The sequence below is a fragment of the Actinocorallia sp. B10E7 genome, from assembly GCF_039871655.1.
Lineage (GTDB): Bacteria > Actinomycetota > Actinomycetes > Streptosporangiales > Streptosporangiaceae > Actinocorallia.
In genome coordinates this window covers 307,332-323,923 of the sequence record NZ_JBDPLZ010000001.1, presented here as the reverse complement: position 1 = coordinate 323,923, position 16,592 = coordinate 307,332, and the positions used below count along the sequence as shown (strand labels likewise).

The 16,592-nt window shown below is 71.9% G+C and carries 15 protein-coding genes; 5 read left to right on the top strand and 10 right to left on the bottom strand.

Annotation, left to right across the window (positions count from 1 at the left end; genetic code table 11):
* Positions 1-35 precede the first annotated feature (35 nt).
* Entirely contained in the window at positions 36-677 is a 642-nt protein-coding gene (locus ABGB12_RS01490) for a hypothetical protein (RefSeq protein WP_347673864.1), read from the top strand.
* The gene (locus ABGB12_RS01485) at positions 674-1,093 is read left to right on the top strand and encodes a roadblock/LC7 domain-containing protein (protein ID WP_347673862.1); all 420 of its coding nucleotides are present in this window, start codon (positions 674-676) and stop codon (positions 1,091-1,093) included. Before ABGB12_RS01490 ends, ABGB12_RS01485 begins: the two co-directional genes overlap by 4 nt.
* On the opposite strand, the gene ABGB12_RS01480 is transcribed toward ABGB12_RS01485, so the two are convergent.
* Entirely contained in the window at positions 1,090-1,941 is an 852-nt protein-coding gene (locus ABGB12_RS01480; protein ID WP_347673861.1) for a DUF4388 domain-containing protein, read from the bottom strand. The two genes, ABGB12_RS01485 and ABGB12_RS01480, sit on opposite strands and share 4 nt — an antisense overlap.
* A 239-nt stretch (positions 1,942-2,180) precedes the next feature.
* Between ABGB12_RS01480 and ABGB12_RS01475 the strand changes: the two genes are divergently transcribed.
* Positions 2,181-2,591 carry a hypothetical protein gene (locus ABGB12_RS01475; protein ID WP_347673859.1) on the top strand — a complete coding sequence of 137 codons (411 nt, stop codon included), beginning with the start codon at positions 2,181-2,183 and terminating at the stop codon, positions 2,589-2,591.
* 132 nt (positions 2,592-2,723) lie between these two features.
* The gene (locus ABGB12_RS01470) at positions 2,724-3,641 is read left to right on the top strand and encodes a DUF5996 family protein (RefSeq protein ID WP_347673857.1); all 918 of its coding nucleotides are present in this window, start codon (positions 2,724-2,726) and stop codon (positions 3,639-3,641) included.
* A gap of 196 nt (positions 3,642-3,837) precedes the next feature.
* Here ABGB12_RS01470 and ABGB12_RS01465 read toward each other — a convergent pair whose 3' ends face one another.
* The 6 genes from ABGB12_RS01465 to ABGB12_RS01440 all read right to left on the bottom strand — a co-directional run bounded on the left by ABGB12_RS01465 (position 3,838) and on the right by ABGB12_RS01440 (position 12,243).
* Positions 3,838-6,609 carry a DUF6493 family protein gene (locus ABGB12_RS01465; protein WP_347673855.1) on the bottom strand — a complete coding sequence of 924 codons (2,772 nt, stop codon included), beginning with the start codon at positions 6,607-6,609 and terminating at the stop codon, positions 3,838-3,840.
* A 1-nt stretch (position 6,610) separates the two neighbouring features.
* Positions 6,611-7,936: an SWIM zinc finger family protein gene (locus ABGB12_RS01460; RefSeq protein ID WP_347673853.1), complete on the bottom strand. Its 1,326-nt coding sequence runs from the start codon at positions 7,934-7,936 to the stop codon at positions 6,611-6,613.
* A 131-nt stretch (positions 7,937-8,067) separates the two neighbouring features.
* Positions 8,068-9,414 (bottom strand): jacalin-like lectin, encoded by a 1,347-nt coding sequence (locus ABGB12_RS01455; protein WP_347673851.1) that lies wholly within the window; start codon positions 9,412-9,414, stop codon positions 8,068-8,070.
* Positions 9,415-9,508: 94 nt separating this feature from the next.
* Positions 9,509-10,117 carry an LUD domain-containing protein gene (locus ABGB12_RS01450; RefSeq protein WP_347673849.1) on the bottom strand — a complete coding sequence of 203 codons (609 nt, stop codon included), beginning with the start codon at positions 10,115-10,117 and terminating at the stop codon, positions 9,509-9,511.
* A complete protein-coding gene (locus tag ABGB12_RS01445; protein WP_347673846.1) occupies positions 10,101-11,501 on the bottom strand; it encodes a lactate utilization protein B in 1,401 nt (466 codons plus the stop codon). Before ABGB12_RS01445 ends, ABGB12_RS01450 begins: the two co-directional genes overlap by 17 nt.
* 13 nt (positions 11,502-11,514) lie before the next feature.
* A complete protein-coding gene (locus ABGB12_RS01440; RefSeq protein ID WP_347673844.1) occupies positions 11,515-12,243 on the bottom strand; it encodes a (Fe-S)-binding protein in 729 nt (242 codons plus the stop codon).
* A 215-nt stretch (positions 12,244-12,458) separates the two neighbouring features.
* Between ABGB12_RS01440 and ABGB12_RS01435 the strand changes: the two genes are divergently transcribed.
* Positions 12,459-13,574 carry an SDR family oxidoreductase gene (locus tag ABGB12_RS01435; RefSeq protein WP_347673842.1) on the top strand — a complete coding sequence of 372 codons (1,116 nt, stop codon included), beginning with the start codon at positions 12,459-12,461 and terminating at the stop codon, positions 13,572-13,574.
* A gap of 110 nt (positions 13,575-13,684) precedes the next feature.
* Here ABGB12_RS01435 and ABGB12_RS01430 read toward each other — a convergent pair whose 3' ends face one another.
* The 3 genes from ABGB12_RS01430 to ABGB12_RS01420 form a co-directional block, all read right to left on the bottom strand.
* A complete protein-coding gene (locus ABGB12_RS01430) occupies positions 13,685-14,857 on the bottom strand; it encodes a low temperature requirement protein A (RefSeq protein ID WP_347673840.1) in 1,173 nt (390 codons plus the stop codon).
* 80 nt (positions 14,858-14,937) lie between these two features.
* Complete coding sequence (locus tag ABGB12_RS01425) at positions 14,938-15,417, bottom strand: macro domain-containing protein (RefSeq protein ID WP_347673838.1); 480 nt, start codon at positions 15,415-15,417, stop codon at positions 14,938-14,940.
* A gap of 90 nt (positions 15,418-15,507) precedes the next feature.
* Positions 15,508-16,545, bottom strand: a complete 1,038-nt coding sequence (locus ABGB12_RS01420) for a hypothetical protein (RefSeq protein ID WP_347673837.1) — start codon at positions 16,543-16,545, stop codon at positions 15,508-15,510.
* Positions 16,546-16,592: the final 47 nt, after the last annotated feature.

Below are 16,592 nucleotides of genomic sequence, written 5' to 3'. Positions count from 1 at the left end.
CCACCAGACCCAACGAGCACAAGGACGGGAGCGTCGTGTACTTCGCCAGGGAACCGCTCGTCGCCCGGCTGGGCAGGCTCGCCGACTCCGGTCAGACCGGGGCGCTGCGGGTGCCGGGGGACTTCGGCGGGACCATCTACCTCGACGAAGGCCGGATCGTCTACGCCGAGTCCAGGCGCACCCCCGGCCCCGTCCGGTCGTTCGCCCGGCCCGGTACACCCGGATGGGGCTACGCCGTACGGGAGGCGACAGCCGACGCCGCGCTGGAACTGCTGTCGGGCAGGCCCCGCCCCGCGCTGCGCCAGCCGTTCCGCGAAGGCGAGAAACCGGAGATCGGGGAGGTGGGCGGCATGTCGTACGGAGATCTGCTCACCGAGGTGGAACGGCGCCAGGACGTCCTGCACCAACTGGCGGAACACCTCACCGCGGACACGGCGGTCGTGCGCAACGCGCTGATCGACGCGCCTCGCGTGCAGGTGTCGGAGCTGCAGTGGGCGCTGCTCGTGCGCGTGGGGGACAAGGCGACGCCCCGCGAACTGGCCTGGGAGACGGGGAACAGCGTCTTCGGCACCACCGTCGAGGTGTTCCGGCTGCTCGTCCTGCGGCTTCTGGCGTCCGCGTCCGGTCCGGCTCCCCGGCGCGACACGCTGTCGTTCCTGCGGGCGGTCACAGAGTGACGCCGCACCGGAGCCCCGAGCAGCTCATCCACGCGGAACTGCGCCGGCTGCGCGACCAGGTCATGGGCGTGCACGGCAGCATGGTCGCCACCAGCGACGGCTTCATGGTCGCCCAGGACATCCCCGACCTGGAGCCGACCCGGATCGCCGCGCTCATCGCCACGACGCTCGGGCTCGCCCGCCAGGCCACGCTGACGACGGGACGCGGCAGGTTCCGCGAGTCGCTGACGCGGGGCACCGACGGCTACCTGGCGGTGTTCGCCGCCGGGGACAGAGCCGTCGTCGCCGTCCTCGGCACCAACGACATGAACGTCGGGATGCTGCACTACCAGATCCGCGACCTGACCGAGCGGATCGCCCACCAGGTGGAGCAGTCCGTGCAGAGCAGAAGGTTCCTGACCCCGGACGGCTCTTAGTCCATGTCCTGGAGCGCCTGGATGAGGCGCTTCATGAGGTCCGTGCTGGGGACGGCGAACATCGTCTTGCCGTCCGGGACGCTGCGTGTCAGACCGGTCTCGACGGGTGTCCTGTCCCAGATGGTCGCGCCGGGCTCCCGGCGGGGGAGCAGCGCGTCGTCCGCCTCCACGGGCGCGGCTCTCACGGGCGCCTCCGGCTCCGGTGTGCCGGGCGCGGGCAGGGTGCACAGGCCCGCCCGGACGAGTCCCCGCACGCTCTCGAAGGTCTCGTACAGGGAGAACCCGTTGCGCCAGGCCAGGTCGCGCAGGGTCGTGACGCCGTCTATCCGGCAGGCGACGGCCCACTGACGGTTCTCGACGATGCCCCACGGGGCGTCGAGGTCGGACAGCCTCGGGCGCACGTCGAGAGGGATGTCGTGTTCGGCGCGGCGGGAGACCTCCTCCTTGAGGAAATCGACCTCCAGGTCGAGCACGGAACTGATCCATGGGCGTTCCAGCGGGGCGAACCGGGTGCCGGGTTCCCCCTCGTCCGCGGTCAGCACCGTGACGGCGTCCAGGAAGGCCGAGTGGAGGACGGCCGTCAGGTCCTCCTCGGTGATGACGCCGCGTTCCACGAGGAGGGTGCCGAACTCGCCCGGACGTCCTTCGGTGCGCAGCGCGTTCCACTGCTCCGCGGTGAGCCGGCGTGCTCCTATCAGGCGGGACGCGAGGTCAGGGACCCCCGTCGCCTCGGCGAAGATGAAGCGTCCGTCGTCGAGGTAGACGGTGCCCCGCTGTCGTCCTTCGACCTTCAGCGCTCCTGAGGCGCCGTCACCTGCCAGGACGCCGAGTTCGTCTATGACCGACACCTGCACCCCTTCGCCTCTGGAGGTTTCTTTTCTAGGGACATAAGTCCCCGGATTTACCGTATTTGGCTATAGTCGCAGCGTATCGCCGACGTGGTATCGCCGCCAGGGGCCCATCGGGCACGGATATGGAACACCGGGCAGGGCGTAACCGCGACTCAGTGCGATCACCCACGAGCTGTACGTTCCGCTCAGCGCGTCATTTTCCTCGGAAATGGTGTGCTTGTCTCAGAAAGCCGCAGATGAATCTCACGCACGTCGTCAACAACGCCATGAAGACGTTCCGCCAGAACGTCCCCGACTACGTGGGAGCGGGCGTCGTCGACATCTCCACCGGCATGCTGCTGGCCGTCGACACCGTGGACAACCACCCCCGCGAGATCCTCGACGTCGTCGCCGCCGCCACCGCCGACCTCTTCCAGGGCCGCACCGTCCTGCAGATCGAGGAGATGTGGAAGCAGAACCGCGGCGCGGTCGACAACCGCCGCTACTTCCACGAGATCCTCGTCAACAGCGAGAACCTCGTCCACCTCTTCATGCGCAGCAAGAGCAACCCCGACATCGTCTGCGTGGTCATCTGCACCCGGCACGTCAACGTCGGCATGCTCTTCGCCCAGTCCCGCGCCGTCATGCGCGAACTCGAAGGCAACTGACCCCTCCCCGCACGCTCCCGCCGGCCGCACCCGGCGGGAGCGCACCTCCCGGCCAAGCGACCGGTCGGGTGCGCGGCCCGCGCCGACGGGGAAGGTCTCCTACCGCACGGTGTCCGGCGGACGGAGGAGAAGATGGCGGTCCCATCCGAGACCTGGCCCTCGCTGCCCGTGGCGGAGTGGCAGGCCACCCGCGACACCCTCACCCTGTGGACGCAGGTCGTGGGAAAGATCTGCATCGCCCGCACCCCGCTGGTCAACCACTGGTGGAACGCCGCGCTCCACCTCACCGCCCGCGGCCTCACCACGTCCCTGATCCCCGACGCGTCCGGCCGCTGCTTCAGCGTCGACTTCGACTTCCACACCGACCGGCTCGACATCTCCGTCACGGACGGCACGGGCGGCGGCTTCCCCCTCACGTCCGTGCGGAACATCGCGGACTTCCACCGCCGCGTGATGACGTCCCTGGACGCCCTGGACCTGGCCACCCACATCTGGCCCGTCCCCGTCGAGCTTCCCGACGCGATCCCGTTCCCCGAGGACGACGTCCACCACGAGTACGACCCCGACCAGGCCCGCCGCTTCTGGCTGCTCCTCGTCCAGGCCCACCGCGTCTTCACCGAGTTCAGGTCCCGTTTCGTCGGCAAGGCCAGCCCCGTCCACCTCTTCTGGGGCGCCCTGGACCTGGCCACGACCCGCTTCTCCGGCCGCACGGCCCCTCCCTACCCGGGTGAGGTCCCCAACTGCGGCCCCCACGTCATGCTCGAGGCCTACTCCCACGAGGTCAGCAGCTGCGGCTACTGGCCCGGCGGCGACGGCGAAGGCGTCTTCTACTCCTACGCCTACCCCGAACCCCCCGGCTTCCGCGAAGCCCCCGTCACCCCGCCCGAAGCCCGCTACGACGAACCCCTGGGCGAGTTCGTCCTCCCCTACGAGACCGTCCGCACGTCTCCCGACCCGGACGCCGTCCTCCTCTCCTTCCTCCAATCCACCTACGAAGCCGCCGCCGACCTGGCCGCCTGGGACCGCCCCGCCCTGGAACGCCACCCCTGACCAGGCAAAACGGATTCAGGTGCGTCCTGAGAACAGGCCCCGCCCGTGCGTACGGGCCCTCGGCGTCACCAGATCCCCGCCCACCGGTACGGCTCCCACCGTACCGGTGGGCTTGATCATCTATGCCCTCGCGCATCGCATGGGAGAGCGCCATGAACAGCGGGTCTCGGCTCCGATGCGATCCTTCCCCGGCGGGTCAGGGGGAGGTCAAGGTCTGGAGGAGGCGGACGGCCTCCTTGGCGGGGCGGGAGGAGCGGGAGGACGGGGTCCAGGCGGCGAGGGCGGGCAGAGGGGCGCGGACGCGGTGGAGCTCGGCGGTGGTGGCGGCCAGGGAGAGGAAGGGGGCCAGGCCGGTGCGGGCGGGGGTGCCGGGCTCGGGGAGGAGGGCGGGGATCGCCTCGGCGAAGAGGGGCCAGAGGGGGGCGCCGGCGCGGACGGCGTCGGTCAGGGGCGGGAGCAGCCGGGTGAGGGGGAAGGCGTCGGCCTCCAGCAGGCGCGGGAGGAGACGGCCCAGGTCGGCGGCGGGGAGGGCGTCCTGGGCGGCGAAGGACAGGAGGGCGTCGACGGCTCCGGCGCGTCCAGAGGCCTTTTCGGAGCCCAGGCCGTGGAGGAGGACGGCGGCGGTGGCGGGGCCGGTGGGGCCGGTGGTGTCGGCCAGGGCCGGCAGGACGAGGCCGTGGTCGTAGGAGTCGTGGGTGCTGGAGGCGGTGTGGTCCAGCAGATGGGCGGCGACGAGTTCGCGGTGGGAGGGCAGCAGCGACGGCCACCAGGGGATCTGCGGGCTGTGGTAGCCGGTCCTGGTGTTCTCCTCAGGGGGCGGGGTGATGGTGCCGAGGAGGCGGGCCGAGCGCAAAGGGGAGTCGCAGGAGGATCCGGCGTGGAAGCGGGGGACCTCCACCCAGGTCGGGCCCGGACCCCAGGGGTACTGGCGGCTTTTGACCCCGACGAAGCCGTAGGCCAGGTCCGGGGCGTGGAAACCGCCCCGGGCCAGCCAGTCGCGGGCCTGGCCGGCGGCGGGGGAGGACAGCCGGTCCAGGCCGGGGATGCGGACGGTGCCGACGGGAAGGCGCAGCAGGGCCTGCTCGAGGTCGTAGGTTCCCGGCTCCTCCCCGGCCTCCTCCAGGAGGCGCAGGCGGGCGGCGAAGACGTCGGGGTCCACATGGCCGGTGGAGGAGGTGGGGGTGGCCAGAAGGACCGGAGCGCCGAGGTGGGCCGCGGCGTCGACGAAGCGCAGGTGCAGCAGGCGCGCGGGGGCGGGGAAGTCCTTGCCTCTCTGCTGGTGCTGGGAGAACACCCGCAAGCGGTGGTCGAGGCGGGCCGCGGCGTCGATGAAACGTCGGCGCGGCGGACGAGGGGAAACGGAAGAGTCACTGCCTTGCCGCTCGGCCTTCTTGCGGGCTCGGCGCATGCGGCGCAGAAAGCCCGCGTGCTGCTCCAGCAGGATGTGGACGAGGAGGGAGGGCCCGAAGAGATGGGAGACGTAGCTCTTGTGCAGCAGGTACGGCGCATCGGCGTGGACGTGCTGCTGAAGCTCCTCGACGATGGCGGGGCCCATGGTGACCAGGCCGGCCGTCAGGCGTTCCGTCTCCGCCCAGCCCATGTCGTGGTTCCGCAGGTGGAGCACGGTCTCCTCGAAGAGCTCGGCGGGTGAGGAGATCGGTCCGGGCAGGTCCGTCGGGACGGGCGCGTACAGGACGGGCGGGGCCTCGGGCTCAGCCGCCTCGACGGCGCCGAACGCCCCGGTGACCAGCGGCAGGAGCGTGCCGGGCAGGACGGCCGCCGCCGCCCGGACGGCCTCGGCGGTGAGCGGGTCCGCCTTCCCCGCGTACTTCACCGCGAGCTTCACCGCGCGTTCCCGCAGTTCGGGTCGCTCGTGGCCGAACAGGGTCGCGGCGAACCCGACGGCGGCGGCCTCGCCTCCCCGGGCGCGCGCCGTGCGGTCCAGCCAGACCAGCGCCGCCTTGACGAGCTTGGCCTCGGGCCGGAACAGCAGTGCCTCGACCGTCTCGGTGAAGAGGTCGCCGGGGAGGGGCGTCCGCCCGTCGACGGCCTTGACCCGGCCGAACGCGAGCTCCGCGACGGCGGGCGGCGCCGACGGCAGCAGCCGCACGTAGTCGCGGAGCCGGGCGGCGTCCTCCTCGACGGTCGGGGCCAGCGCGTGGTGCAGCCGGATGAACCAGGCGAGGTCCCGGGCCCGCCCGCCGCGCAGGAACCTCCGGATGCACCCGTCGAGCAACGCCTCCCTGCACACCGGCGACTTCGCCGCCGTACGCGCGCCGTCCGCCGCGCCCGCGGTGTTCGTCATGTCCGCCGCGTCTGTAGCGGCCGCCGCGAGGAGCTTGCCGATCCAGGAACCGGTGCGGCTCCACGTCCCGTTCTCCTCGGGCCGTTCGTCGGCGAGCCTGGCACCGGCTCCTTCGGCTTCGAAGACGAACGGCACGAGCGCGGGGAAGAACGGGTCCTGTTCGCGCGGGGCCGTGCGCCGCCAGATCAGCCAGCCGACGACGAAGGCGTCGTCCGTCGGAACCTCCCCGGCGGAGGCGAGCAGTTGCGCCGCGATCTCCCAGTTCAGCTCGCCCTCACCGTCCCAGGGGTCCATGTCGCGGAGACGCAGCTTCCCGGCCAGCCGACGCCCGACGTCGGCACGCCACGAGGCGGGCCGGTGGGAGGAGGCCTGCAGCACCGCCCGCTCCGCCCGGTGCTCGGACCGCCACACCCGCAGGTCCCGGCGGACGAGCCAGGAGGCAGCGGCGGCGGCGGGCAGACACGCCGCACCGGCGGCTTTCAACGCCACGCTCTGCCCGTCGTGAAAATCGCTCCGGGACCTGTCGCCGCGCGAGCGCACGTAAACGGGCAGTTCGCGGGCGACCTCTTTGCGTTCCGCGTCGTCGAGCGGCTCCAGCAGACCCAGGACCGCAGGGACGTCTCCGGCGGTGATCCGCTCGCTCAGCCCTTCCCAGACGGACATGTCAGTTCTCCTCGCGGGTGTGGATGCGGACGGCCAGGACGTGCTTGCAGGGCCCCCGTCCGCCCCGGTGCCCCGTCCACCAGGGGCAGGTGCAAGACCAGGTCTCCGACCGCACCTGGTACACGCCCGTGTCACCGGTCACCTGCGCCACCCCGGGGGAGACGATCCGGACGCCGTCCTGCTCGGCCAGCGCGCGGGCGGCGCGCAGCCGCGGGTTCATGGCGCTGACGCGGGCGGCGTCGTAGGGCAGCTCCCGGTGGAAGAACGCGGCTTCGGCGGTGTCGTAGCCGACCTTGCCGCCGGTGCCGAGCTGGGTGAGGGCCGCCCGGACCCGGGACGGGTCGAGCCCCGCCCGGACGGCGAGGTCTCCGGGTTCGAGCCGGGGCTCGAACGCCAGCAGCGCCGCGACGAGCTCGGCGTCGGCCTCCGTCTCGTCCTCGGCGAGCGCGTCCAGCACCGCGCCCTCCCCGGAGAAGCCCCGGTTGAGCTCGGGCGAGAGCGTGAGGACGTACCGCATCCCCGGAAGCTCCAGCTCCCACGCGCTCGCCACCGGCGGCGACCCGGCGGCGACGGCGGGCCCGTAGACCCTCAGCCCTTTGGCGAAGCGCAGCAGCGGCGCGAGGGTGGCGAGCCGTTCGGGCCCGGAGAGGCAGACGCCGCCGGGCATCGGCCGGGCCGAGATCCGCAGCCCCCGTCCGGCGGGCTGGGCCCACAGGGTGCGGCCCCGCCGAGGCAGCCCCCGCACGAACCGCACGGCCTCCGCGGCGGGCAGTTCGGCCCGCAGGTCGAATCCGGACGCGATGGCCTGCACCTCGGCGAAGGACCGCAGCCACCGCTCCGGCAACGGCACCTTCTTCTCGACGGTCGAGCCCTCCAGCGTGGTGACGACGAGTTCGTCCTCCCCGACGGCCAGGTGCATCGGCTCGGATCCGCCGACCCGGGCGAGCGCCTCCCGCAGCGGCCCGTTGACGTCGACGTTCGTGGTGCCGAGCGACGTCACCTCGCCGTCGAGCGCCTCGGAGAGCACATCGAGCCGGGCGTAGACGCCGGCGCAGGCCGAGAAGGACTCCATGCGCAGCCTGTCGCCGTTGCAGGTGACCACCGGGTCCCGGAAGCCGGTGGGCCGCGGCTGGAAGTACCGCGTCTGCGCCACGTCCGCGAGGGCGAGCAGCCCGGCCGCCCCCACGTCGCCCCGGGCGAGCAGCCCGCTGAAGAAGTGCGGGTGCGCCACCGCTCCCCGGCTGGTCACCCCGCCCGAGGTGGAGAGCCCCAGCCGTCCTTCCACCAGCCCTGAGGGAGCCGCATACGAATACGCCTGCGTCGTCATGCCAGGCAACGTAGATCACTCCACCGACAAAACGATCGGTTCGCCGGGGCGGGCGCCTGACGAGGGAGGAGGGCCGGACGGACCGGCCCTCCTCCCTCGTCACCTGATGGAAGGCGTGCGGGACGCGCGGGTCAGCGCCGGGTGTAGAGGAAGCCGACCTTGTCGACCGCGGCGCCGGAGCGTCCGTGGAAACCGGCGATCTGCCGGCCCGACGGCGCGGTGCGGGTGACGCAGTCGGAGGTGGTGGTGCCGCCCGCCAGCGTACGTCCGAGGTTGGTGGTGAACTTCGCGTAGAAGATCCGCGTCTTGCCGTTGTACTTCCCGCGGCACAGGTACGCCGTCGTCACGTATTCGCCTCCGCCCATGGTGAGCGACCGGGCGGTACCGCCGGTGCCGCCGTGGGACAGGACGGTGCCGTTCGCCAGAGTCGCCCCCACCTGGTCGACGCGCGAGCCGCTGCGCAGCGAGACCGTGCTGATCGCGGCCCCTTCGGGAACGGAGGGCAGGTCGGTGTAGTAGGAGCCGTGCGGCCCGCCGAACTGCTCGCTGAGCTGGAACGCGGAGTTCTGCGTCCAGGAGAAGCCGACGGAGATCGGGTAGTGGTCGGAGAGGGCGAGGCCGGTGCCGTCCTCCAGGAACGCGGCGTGGTCGTTGCTGTAGGAGGTCGCGTTCAGGGCGATGAGCTTGTTGCCCCGGTAGAGGACCTTGTCGACGACCTCGCAGGTGTCGGTGACGGCGTTCTCGTCACACGTCAGAGCGGGAGAGCCCTTGGCGGGGGCGACGCCTCCGCGCTCGTGCTGCACCCACGCGTCGGTGAGCCCGTTGGCGGCGGCGAACTCGGCGATCGTGTCGCCGGTGCGCGTGTAGCGGGTGTTGGTGTCACCCATGACGATCACCGCGTTGCCCGCGGAATGGGACTGGATGAACGCGGTGAGCTGGGAGAGGTTGGCCGCGCGGGCGGCCAGGTCGCCGCTCTCGCTTCCCGCGTCGGTGTGCAGGTTGTAGAGGTCGACGTAGGCGCCTTCGGCCAGCCGGACCCGCATGAAGGTGAACCCCTTGGGCGTCAGGCAGTCACCGGAGCCGAGCGAGCAGTCGTTCCACTTGACGCGCTCGAAGTCGTCGACGTCGAAGGGGCGGTCGGACAGGGTGTTCAGACCGCTGCCGATCCCGGCGCCACCGCTGGTGGCCGTCCGGTACGGGTGACCGTCCGCCGCGTAGAGGTACGCGTGGTAATTGAAGTCTTCCTGCACGTTGACGATGGAGTACGGTCCCAGGCGCTCACCGATCGCGGTGGTGCTGCTCTTGCGGTCGGTCGACGCGCTGGACAGGATCTCCGGAAGCCCCGCCACGTTGTAGGTGAGGGCTTTGAACGTCCCCCCGACCGCCGCCGACGCGGGCGCGGCGACGCCGAAACCGGTGAGGCAGGCCAGAAGGAGCATGAGGGCGAACGCGGCGGGACGCCGCTTGCGGGGGCTCATGCTCACATCGGAATATATGTGAAACTCTTTCGCAAGAGCCCCCGGCCGACCTTCGTGATCCCTTCACCGCCTGGACGTCGATGGCCGGACGCGGTCAGATGAGGAAGACCTCCAGGGTGCGGGGGCCGTGGACGCCTTCCACGCGGGACAGTTCGATGTCGCTGGTGGCGGACGGGCCGGAGACGAAGGTGAGGGGGCGGGTCACGTCGAGCCGGGCGAGGGCGCCGGGCACGTCGGCGGCGATGCGGTCGGCGGGGACGACGACCAGGTGGTGGTCGGGCACCAGGGTGAGGGCGCGGCGGCCCTGGCCGTGCCCGTGGTCGAGCACGAGCGTGCCGGTCTCGGCGATCGCGACGGCGCAGCCGGTGATCACTCCGGCGACTTCGGTCAGGTCGGCGTCCTCGGCGGCGCGGCGGTCGGGTCCGATCCGGCTCACCCATGCGGCGGGCAGGCCGTCCGGGATGACGTACTCGCCCTCGCGCAGGGACCTGGCCAGGACGCGCGGCAGCTCGCCTTCCGGGACGACGTGGACGACGGCCCGGTAGTCGGCGACGCGCTCGGCGAGCAACTCGACGAGGTCGGCGTCGGGGTGGTGCTGCGTCAGATAGCCGCGCCGGATCGCCGCGTACTCGGCGGACGGGTCGCCGCCGGGCGGGCCGGGCGGGCCGAGCCGGGCGAGGATGGCCTCACGTGCTGTCGTCATGGGTGCTCCTCCACCAGGCACGGAAGGACTGGACGGGCGGGACGGGCAGGTCGCGGGTGTCGGCCCACGCCCGGGGAAAACGAACATGCCGGACGAACCGGCGGCCCGCCGAGGCGGCGCGTTGCGCGGCCCTCAGCCGGGTGGGCGAACGCAGCGTCCAGCCGGCGGCGCCCATCACGGCCCGCTCGACGGGCTTCTTGGCGGCCTTGGCCCGCAGGTGAACCAGCACCTCGGGAATGTCGATCGCGACGGGGCACACCTCGTAGCACGCCCCGCACAGCGAGGAGGCGAACGGCAGCGAGGCGTCGATCTCGGAGCCGATGCCCCGCAGCTGCGGCGAGAGGATCGCCCCGATCGGCCCCGGGTAGGGGGAGCCGTAGGCGTGGCCGCCCGCCCGCGCGTACACGGGGCAGACGTTCAGGCAGGCCGAGCACCGGATGCAGCGCAGCGCCTGCCGTCCCACCTCGTCGTCGCGGACGCGCGTGCGCCCGTTGTCGAGCAGGATCAGGTGGAAGTTCCGCGGCCCGTCCCCGGGATGCACGCCCGTCCACGCGGACGTGTAGGGGTTCATCCGCTCGGCCGTGGACGACCGGGGCAGCACCTGCAGGAAGACCTCCAGGTCCCGCGCGGTCGGCACGACCTTCTCGATGCCCATCACGGTGATGAGGGTCTCGGGCAGCGTCAGGCACATCCGCCCGTTGCCCTCGGACTCCACGACCAGGACGGTGCCGGTCTCGGCGACCGCGAAGTTGGCGCCGGAGACGGCGACCTTGGCCGACAGGAACTTCGCCCGCAGGTGGCGCCGCGCCGCCTCGGCCAGCGCCGCCGGGTCGTCGGTCAGGTCTGCGGGCGCCGAGGGCATCTCCCGCAGGAAGATCTCCCGGATCTCCGCCCGGTTCCGGTGGATCGCCGGGACCAGGATGTGGGAGGGCCGGTCGTGCCCGAGCTGGACGATGAGCTCGGCCAGGTCGGTCTCGTAGGCGGTGATCCCCTCCTCCTCCAGCGCCTCGTTGAGCCCGATCTCCTGGGTGGCCATCGACTTGACCTTGACGACCTCGTTCTCGCCGGTCTCCTTCACCAGCCGCGTCACCAGCGCGTCGGCCTCGGCGGCGTCGCGCGCCCAGTGCACGGTCCCGCCCGCCGCGGTGACCTTCTCCTCCAGCTGCCGCAGGTAGTGCCCGAGGTGGGCGAGGGTGTGGTCCTTGATCTGCCTGGCGGACTCGCGCAGTTCGAGCCAGTCGTCGAGTTCCGCGACGGCCTTGGCGCGCCGGTCGCGGATCGTGCCGGTGGCGTGGGCGAGGTTGCCGCGCAGCCGGGTGTCGGCCACGGCCGACCGGGCAGCCTCGGGGAAGGAGGGCATGCCCAGGTATGTCGGCATCGTCATGCTCGTTCTCCCGTCAGCCCGTGCTCGCGAGGATCTCGGCGAGGTGCATCACCCGCACGCCCGAGCGCTGCCGCGACAGGGCGCCGCCGAGGTGCGTCAGGCAGGAGTTGTCGGCCGCGCACAGCACCTCGGCCCCGGTCTGCTTGACGCGGGCGACCTTGTCGGCGCACATCGCGGCCGAGACGTCGGAGTTCTTCAACGCGAACGTCCCGCCGAACCCGCAGCACTCGGTGGCATCGGGCAGGTCGACCAGGTCGATGCCGCGCACCTCGCGCAGCAGCCGCAGCGGCCGGTCGCCGATCTTCAGCATGCGCAGCGAGTGGCAGGTCGGGTGGTAGGTGACCCGGTGAGGGAAGGACGCCCCGACGTCGGTGACGCCCAGCACGTCCACCAGCAGTTCCGACAGCTCGTAGACGCGAGGAGCCAGTTCCTCGGCGCGACGGGCGAGCCCGGGACGCCCCTGGCGGGCGGCGAGCTTGGCGTGCCAGTCGCGGACCATGGCCGCGCACGACCCGGACGGGGCGACGACGGCCTCGTAGCCGGAGAACGTGCGGGTGAACGACTCCACCATCGGCAGGGCCTGCTCGGGGTAGCCGGTGTTGAGGTGCATCTGCCCGCAGCACGTCTGCGCCTCGGGGAAGACCACCTCGTGGCCGAGCCGCTCCAGCAGGGAGACGACCGCCCTGCCCGTCCCGGGGAACAGGGTGTCGTTGACGCAGGTGACGAAAAGCGCGATCTTCACAGTGCCGTCGACTCCCTGATGACGAGTTCCGGCTGGAACATTACCCGCGGAGCCGCCGGACGGCCTCCTGCCCGGCGCGGCTCCGGTTCGAGTGCGGCAGGGTGAGCGACACCGAACCGGTGCGGCCCGCGGACCGTCCCAGGAAGGCGGGGGCGGATCCCGCATCGAAGGCACCACTCCTCCTCCCGGACCGTCCGCAACTCGCTGGAGAGAGCATGACCGACCCCGACACGCTCGTCATCGGAGCCACCGGACGCATCGGGCGTCGGCTGGTGCCCGAGCTCACCCGGCAGGGCCGCCACGTCGCCGTCCTCATCCGCAGGGCCGGCGAACCCACCGGTTACCACCCCTCCCGCGAGGCGGAATACAGGGAGTATGTCGACGGGTCGGGCGGAGACGCGGAGCGGCTCACCGTCCTGGACGGCGACCTTACCCTTCCCGGGCTCGGGCTGCCCGCCGGGCTCGATACCGTCCGCGACGTCTACAACCTCGGGGCGCTCTCCGGCTTCGACGCCGACCGGGAAGAGGCGTACCGGGTCAACGTCGGGGGAGCGCTCGCAGCGGTGCGCTGGACGGCCGGGCTGCCCCGGGCACGGCGGCTCGTGCACGTCGGTGACCTCCGGGTGCCGCCCGTGGACGGGCATCTCGGCGTGGCGGGGACGGACCTTCCCGGCCGCGGGCTCGACCCGTACGAAGCCGACAAGATCGCGGCGGACAGGGCCGTCAGGGAGGAAGCGTGCGCCCTCGGTGTTCCGTACAACGCGGTCAATCCCGCCACCGTCATCAGCGACGACTTCCAAGGATTCGGGATTGGGGACAGGTTCCGGGGATCCGATCTGGACGGCCTGGTACACGCCTTGAACTCGGGATGGCTGCGCGCACTGCCCGGCGACCGCGACACCCGGATACCCCTGGTCTGCGCCGGGCACCTGGCGCGCTTCCTGGCGGCGGTGCCCGAGCACGCCGCGCCGGGGGAGGCGTTCTGGGTGCTGGACGACGCCACGCCGCCGCTGCACGACCTGCTGCGGCTGATCGCCGGCCACCTCGGGGTGCGCGCGCCCCGGTGGCACGTGCCGGCGGGCCTGCTGCACCGCCTGCCCCGCCGGTTCGCCGAGTTCCCCCGGATCCCCCCGGAGGTGCCGGGCCTCCTGTCGTCCGGCCGCCACCCGACCGGCTCGGCCCGCAGACTGGAGGCCGCGGCCGGCCTGCGAATGCCGGACTTCGACCACGCCCTCCGATCCTGGATCGACCGCCTCATGCCGCCCGGACGCCCTCCTCTGCCGGGCCCCGTCTCCTGCCTGTGCGGGCTGCACCAGGAGCTGAAGACCTGAGCGGAGGTCACCAGGCCTGCCGGGCGGTCGGCGTCTGGGACTCCGATGATGGAAGGGTCCTTCCTACCCGGTGACGCCGCCACCAGGGCCCGACCGCGCGGCTTCGGGGGCTAACCGAAGTCGGCTTCGGGCTCTTCGGCGCGGTGGGATGAGGCCAGGTCCCAGGCGGTGACCATGACGAGCACCAGCAGCGCCGCGAACGCCAGCAGGATCGGGGACAGCAGCGGGTACACGAAGGCCAGCGCGGCCAGCAGCCCCAGAGCCGTCAGCCTCGGGCGGGACCAGCGGCCGAAGACCGTCCGGGTGAACAACAGGTGCCCGGCGAGGAAGAGGCCCGCGCCGCCCAGGACGGCCGCGGCCGTCCCCGCCGTGGTGTGGCCGGTGGGGTGGGCGATGACGAGCTCGTCGGCGACCGCGGCGACGATGATCCCGGCGACCATCGGGAGGTGCCCGTAGGTGTAGGCGTTGCGGCCGATCCGGCCGGGGTCGGGGCAGGCGGCGATCGCCTCGGCGGAGGCCTCCGCCGTCTGGTGGAAGTAGATCCACCAGAAGGCCACGGAGGAGAGGAAGGCCAGGGCGAAGGCCGCGGTCTCCGCGCCGCCGGGGTGCTCGGCGTAGGTCACTCCGGTGAGCAGCACCGACTCGCCGAGCGCGATGATGATGAAGAGCTGGCACCGTTCGGCCATGTGGGCGCCGTCGATCGACGACCAGTCGGAGGTGGTGGAGCGGCCGAGGCCGGGGACGAAGTACCCGCTGGGCGGCCCGGCGAGGTCGATGAGGGCCGCGAGGACCCACAGCACCACGAGGGAGGTGCCGCCGAGGGCGCCGCCGGCGATCCACAGCGCGCAGGACGGCGCGAACCAGCAGAGGATCCGCTGGAAGGTGGGTCCGAGCGGAGTTCCGCGGGTGACCCAGACCCCGTAGAGGGTGCGGCCGACCTGGACGGCGGTGTAGGCGAGCGCGAACCACAGGGCCCGCTCCTCGAACGCCTCGGGAATGGCCGTCGCCATGAGCAGACTCGCCAGCATCACCCCCGTCAGCACCATGCGGAAGACCGGATGGTCGGGATCGAACCAGTTCGTGGCCCAGGTGGTGTACATCCAGCACCACCAGACCGCCAGCAGCAGCAGCCCGGTCTGCAGGGCGTTTCCCGGCGTCAGCTCTCCCAGGAGGCGATGGGACAGCTGGGTGATGGCGAACACGAAGACGAGGTCGAAGAACAGCTCGAAGAACGAGACCTTCGTCGAGTCGGCGACCGCGCGATGACGCAAGGGGGACGGCATTCCCTCAACCTAACGGGTCGCCGGAGATCGCTCATCTGCTCGAAGACCGCGCCGACACCCGCCGGACTTCGTCCTCATCGTCAAGGCTTGTCGTAGACGGTGACGGGGATGCCCCTGGCCGTGAGCTCGGCGGTGACGAGGGGCTCGACGCGCTCCCAGCGGCCGCCTGCCAGGCCGCAGCCGATACGGGGCATGTGGACGCTCGCCTCGAGCCGGACGGCTTGGGCGGCGAGGCCGTGCAGGCATCGGCGTACGGCGTCGTAGCGGATGGGCGGTCCGGAGCTCCGGCTCGTTCTGACGCCGTGCTGGCCGACCATGTTGGCGACCCAGATGTCGGCGCGGACCTGGACGACCTGGACCGCGCCCAGCCCGAAGTCGTTGCGGGCGCGTTCGCGGTGCCAGCGCCGGTAGGCCGCCTCGGGCTCCGGCCAGTGCCGAGAGACCGCCAGGACGAATCCCTTTCCCCAACCGCCCCGGTCGTTGCAGACATGCGCGATGACCTTCGGCCCCTTGGCCTGCGGACAGGTCGCGTCGCCTTCCACATACCGGATCTGCGCCATGATCGCCACGATAGCCCGGCATACCGACAGAACTCTCGGCGGAAGAGCTGAGGCGGTCCATCAGCCGCTGGAGGTTCGATCGGCCGGCGGCTAAAGGCGGAGGGAGCGGCCCAGGTCCGTCAGGTATCGGGCGAGCGCGACGCGGTGGGCGAAGAACTCGCGCAGAGCGTCGTCCGGTTCGTCGGTGAGGAGCTGGATCGGGACGGCGGTCCACAGACTGCGGATGATCAGCGCGCCGATGTGGCCGTCGTGTCTCATGACGCCGCCGTAGCCGTCGGTGATGGCCTCGTGGACGGCGGGGAGCTCCTCGACCGGCATCGTTCCGTCGTGGGCTCTGCCGATGAGCAGTTGGCCGAGGTCGAAGCCGACGGCGGCGGGGGAGTTCCAGCCCCAGTCGACCGCGACGAACTCGGCCGAGCCGTCGGCGGGGACCAGCAGGTTGTGGGGGCTCGCGTCGCCGTGGACGCCCGTGTGCGGAAGCCGGTCCTGGGCGTCCAGGAGCACGTCGAGGCGGTCCGCGAGGAAGGCGATGTCCTCCCTGAGCCGGCCGTCCGCGTGCGGGGCGACGAGCGGGTGCCGCCAGACCGCGTCGTCCATCAGCGGCGGCAGCATCACCTGCCGGACGACGGTCGAGGCGAACACGCGCAGCGACGTGTTCGGGCCGCCCGCCGGACGCATCGCGGCCAGCTCGCCCAGCAGACGTGCGGCGCGGTGGTACCGGTCCAGATCCCAGCCGTCCGGCGCCTGCCGGACGTCCTCCAGCCACATGACGAGCCGGTCGTCGTCCAGAGCGTCCAGGCGGTAGAGCCGAGGCACGCGCATGCCGTCCGGCAGCGGCTCGCCGGCCAGGTAGGCGTCGGCGTCCGTCCGCCACGGGAAGAACTCGCCGATCAGCGGCCGCGTGTGCTCGGGGAACCGGCAGAGTCCCTCCCAACCGCGGAGCGACCGGATGGACTTGACGAAGAACGACCAGCTCGCCCCCGCGGTCGTCGTCCCGCGCACGCGGTGCAGGCCGACCGTCGAGAGCGCGTTCGAGACGCATTCGACGGGCTCGACGTGCTGCTCGGCGATCTCGGCGGCGGGATCGCCGAGCGCCTTCCTGACCAGGTCGGTGAGGTCGTCATCCATGGTCCGAGCATGCCGACGGCGCATACGCCTCGCATGAGTATGGGTTA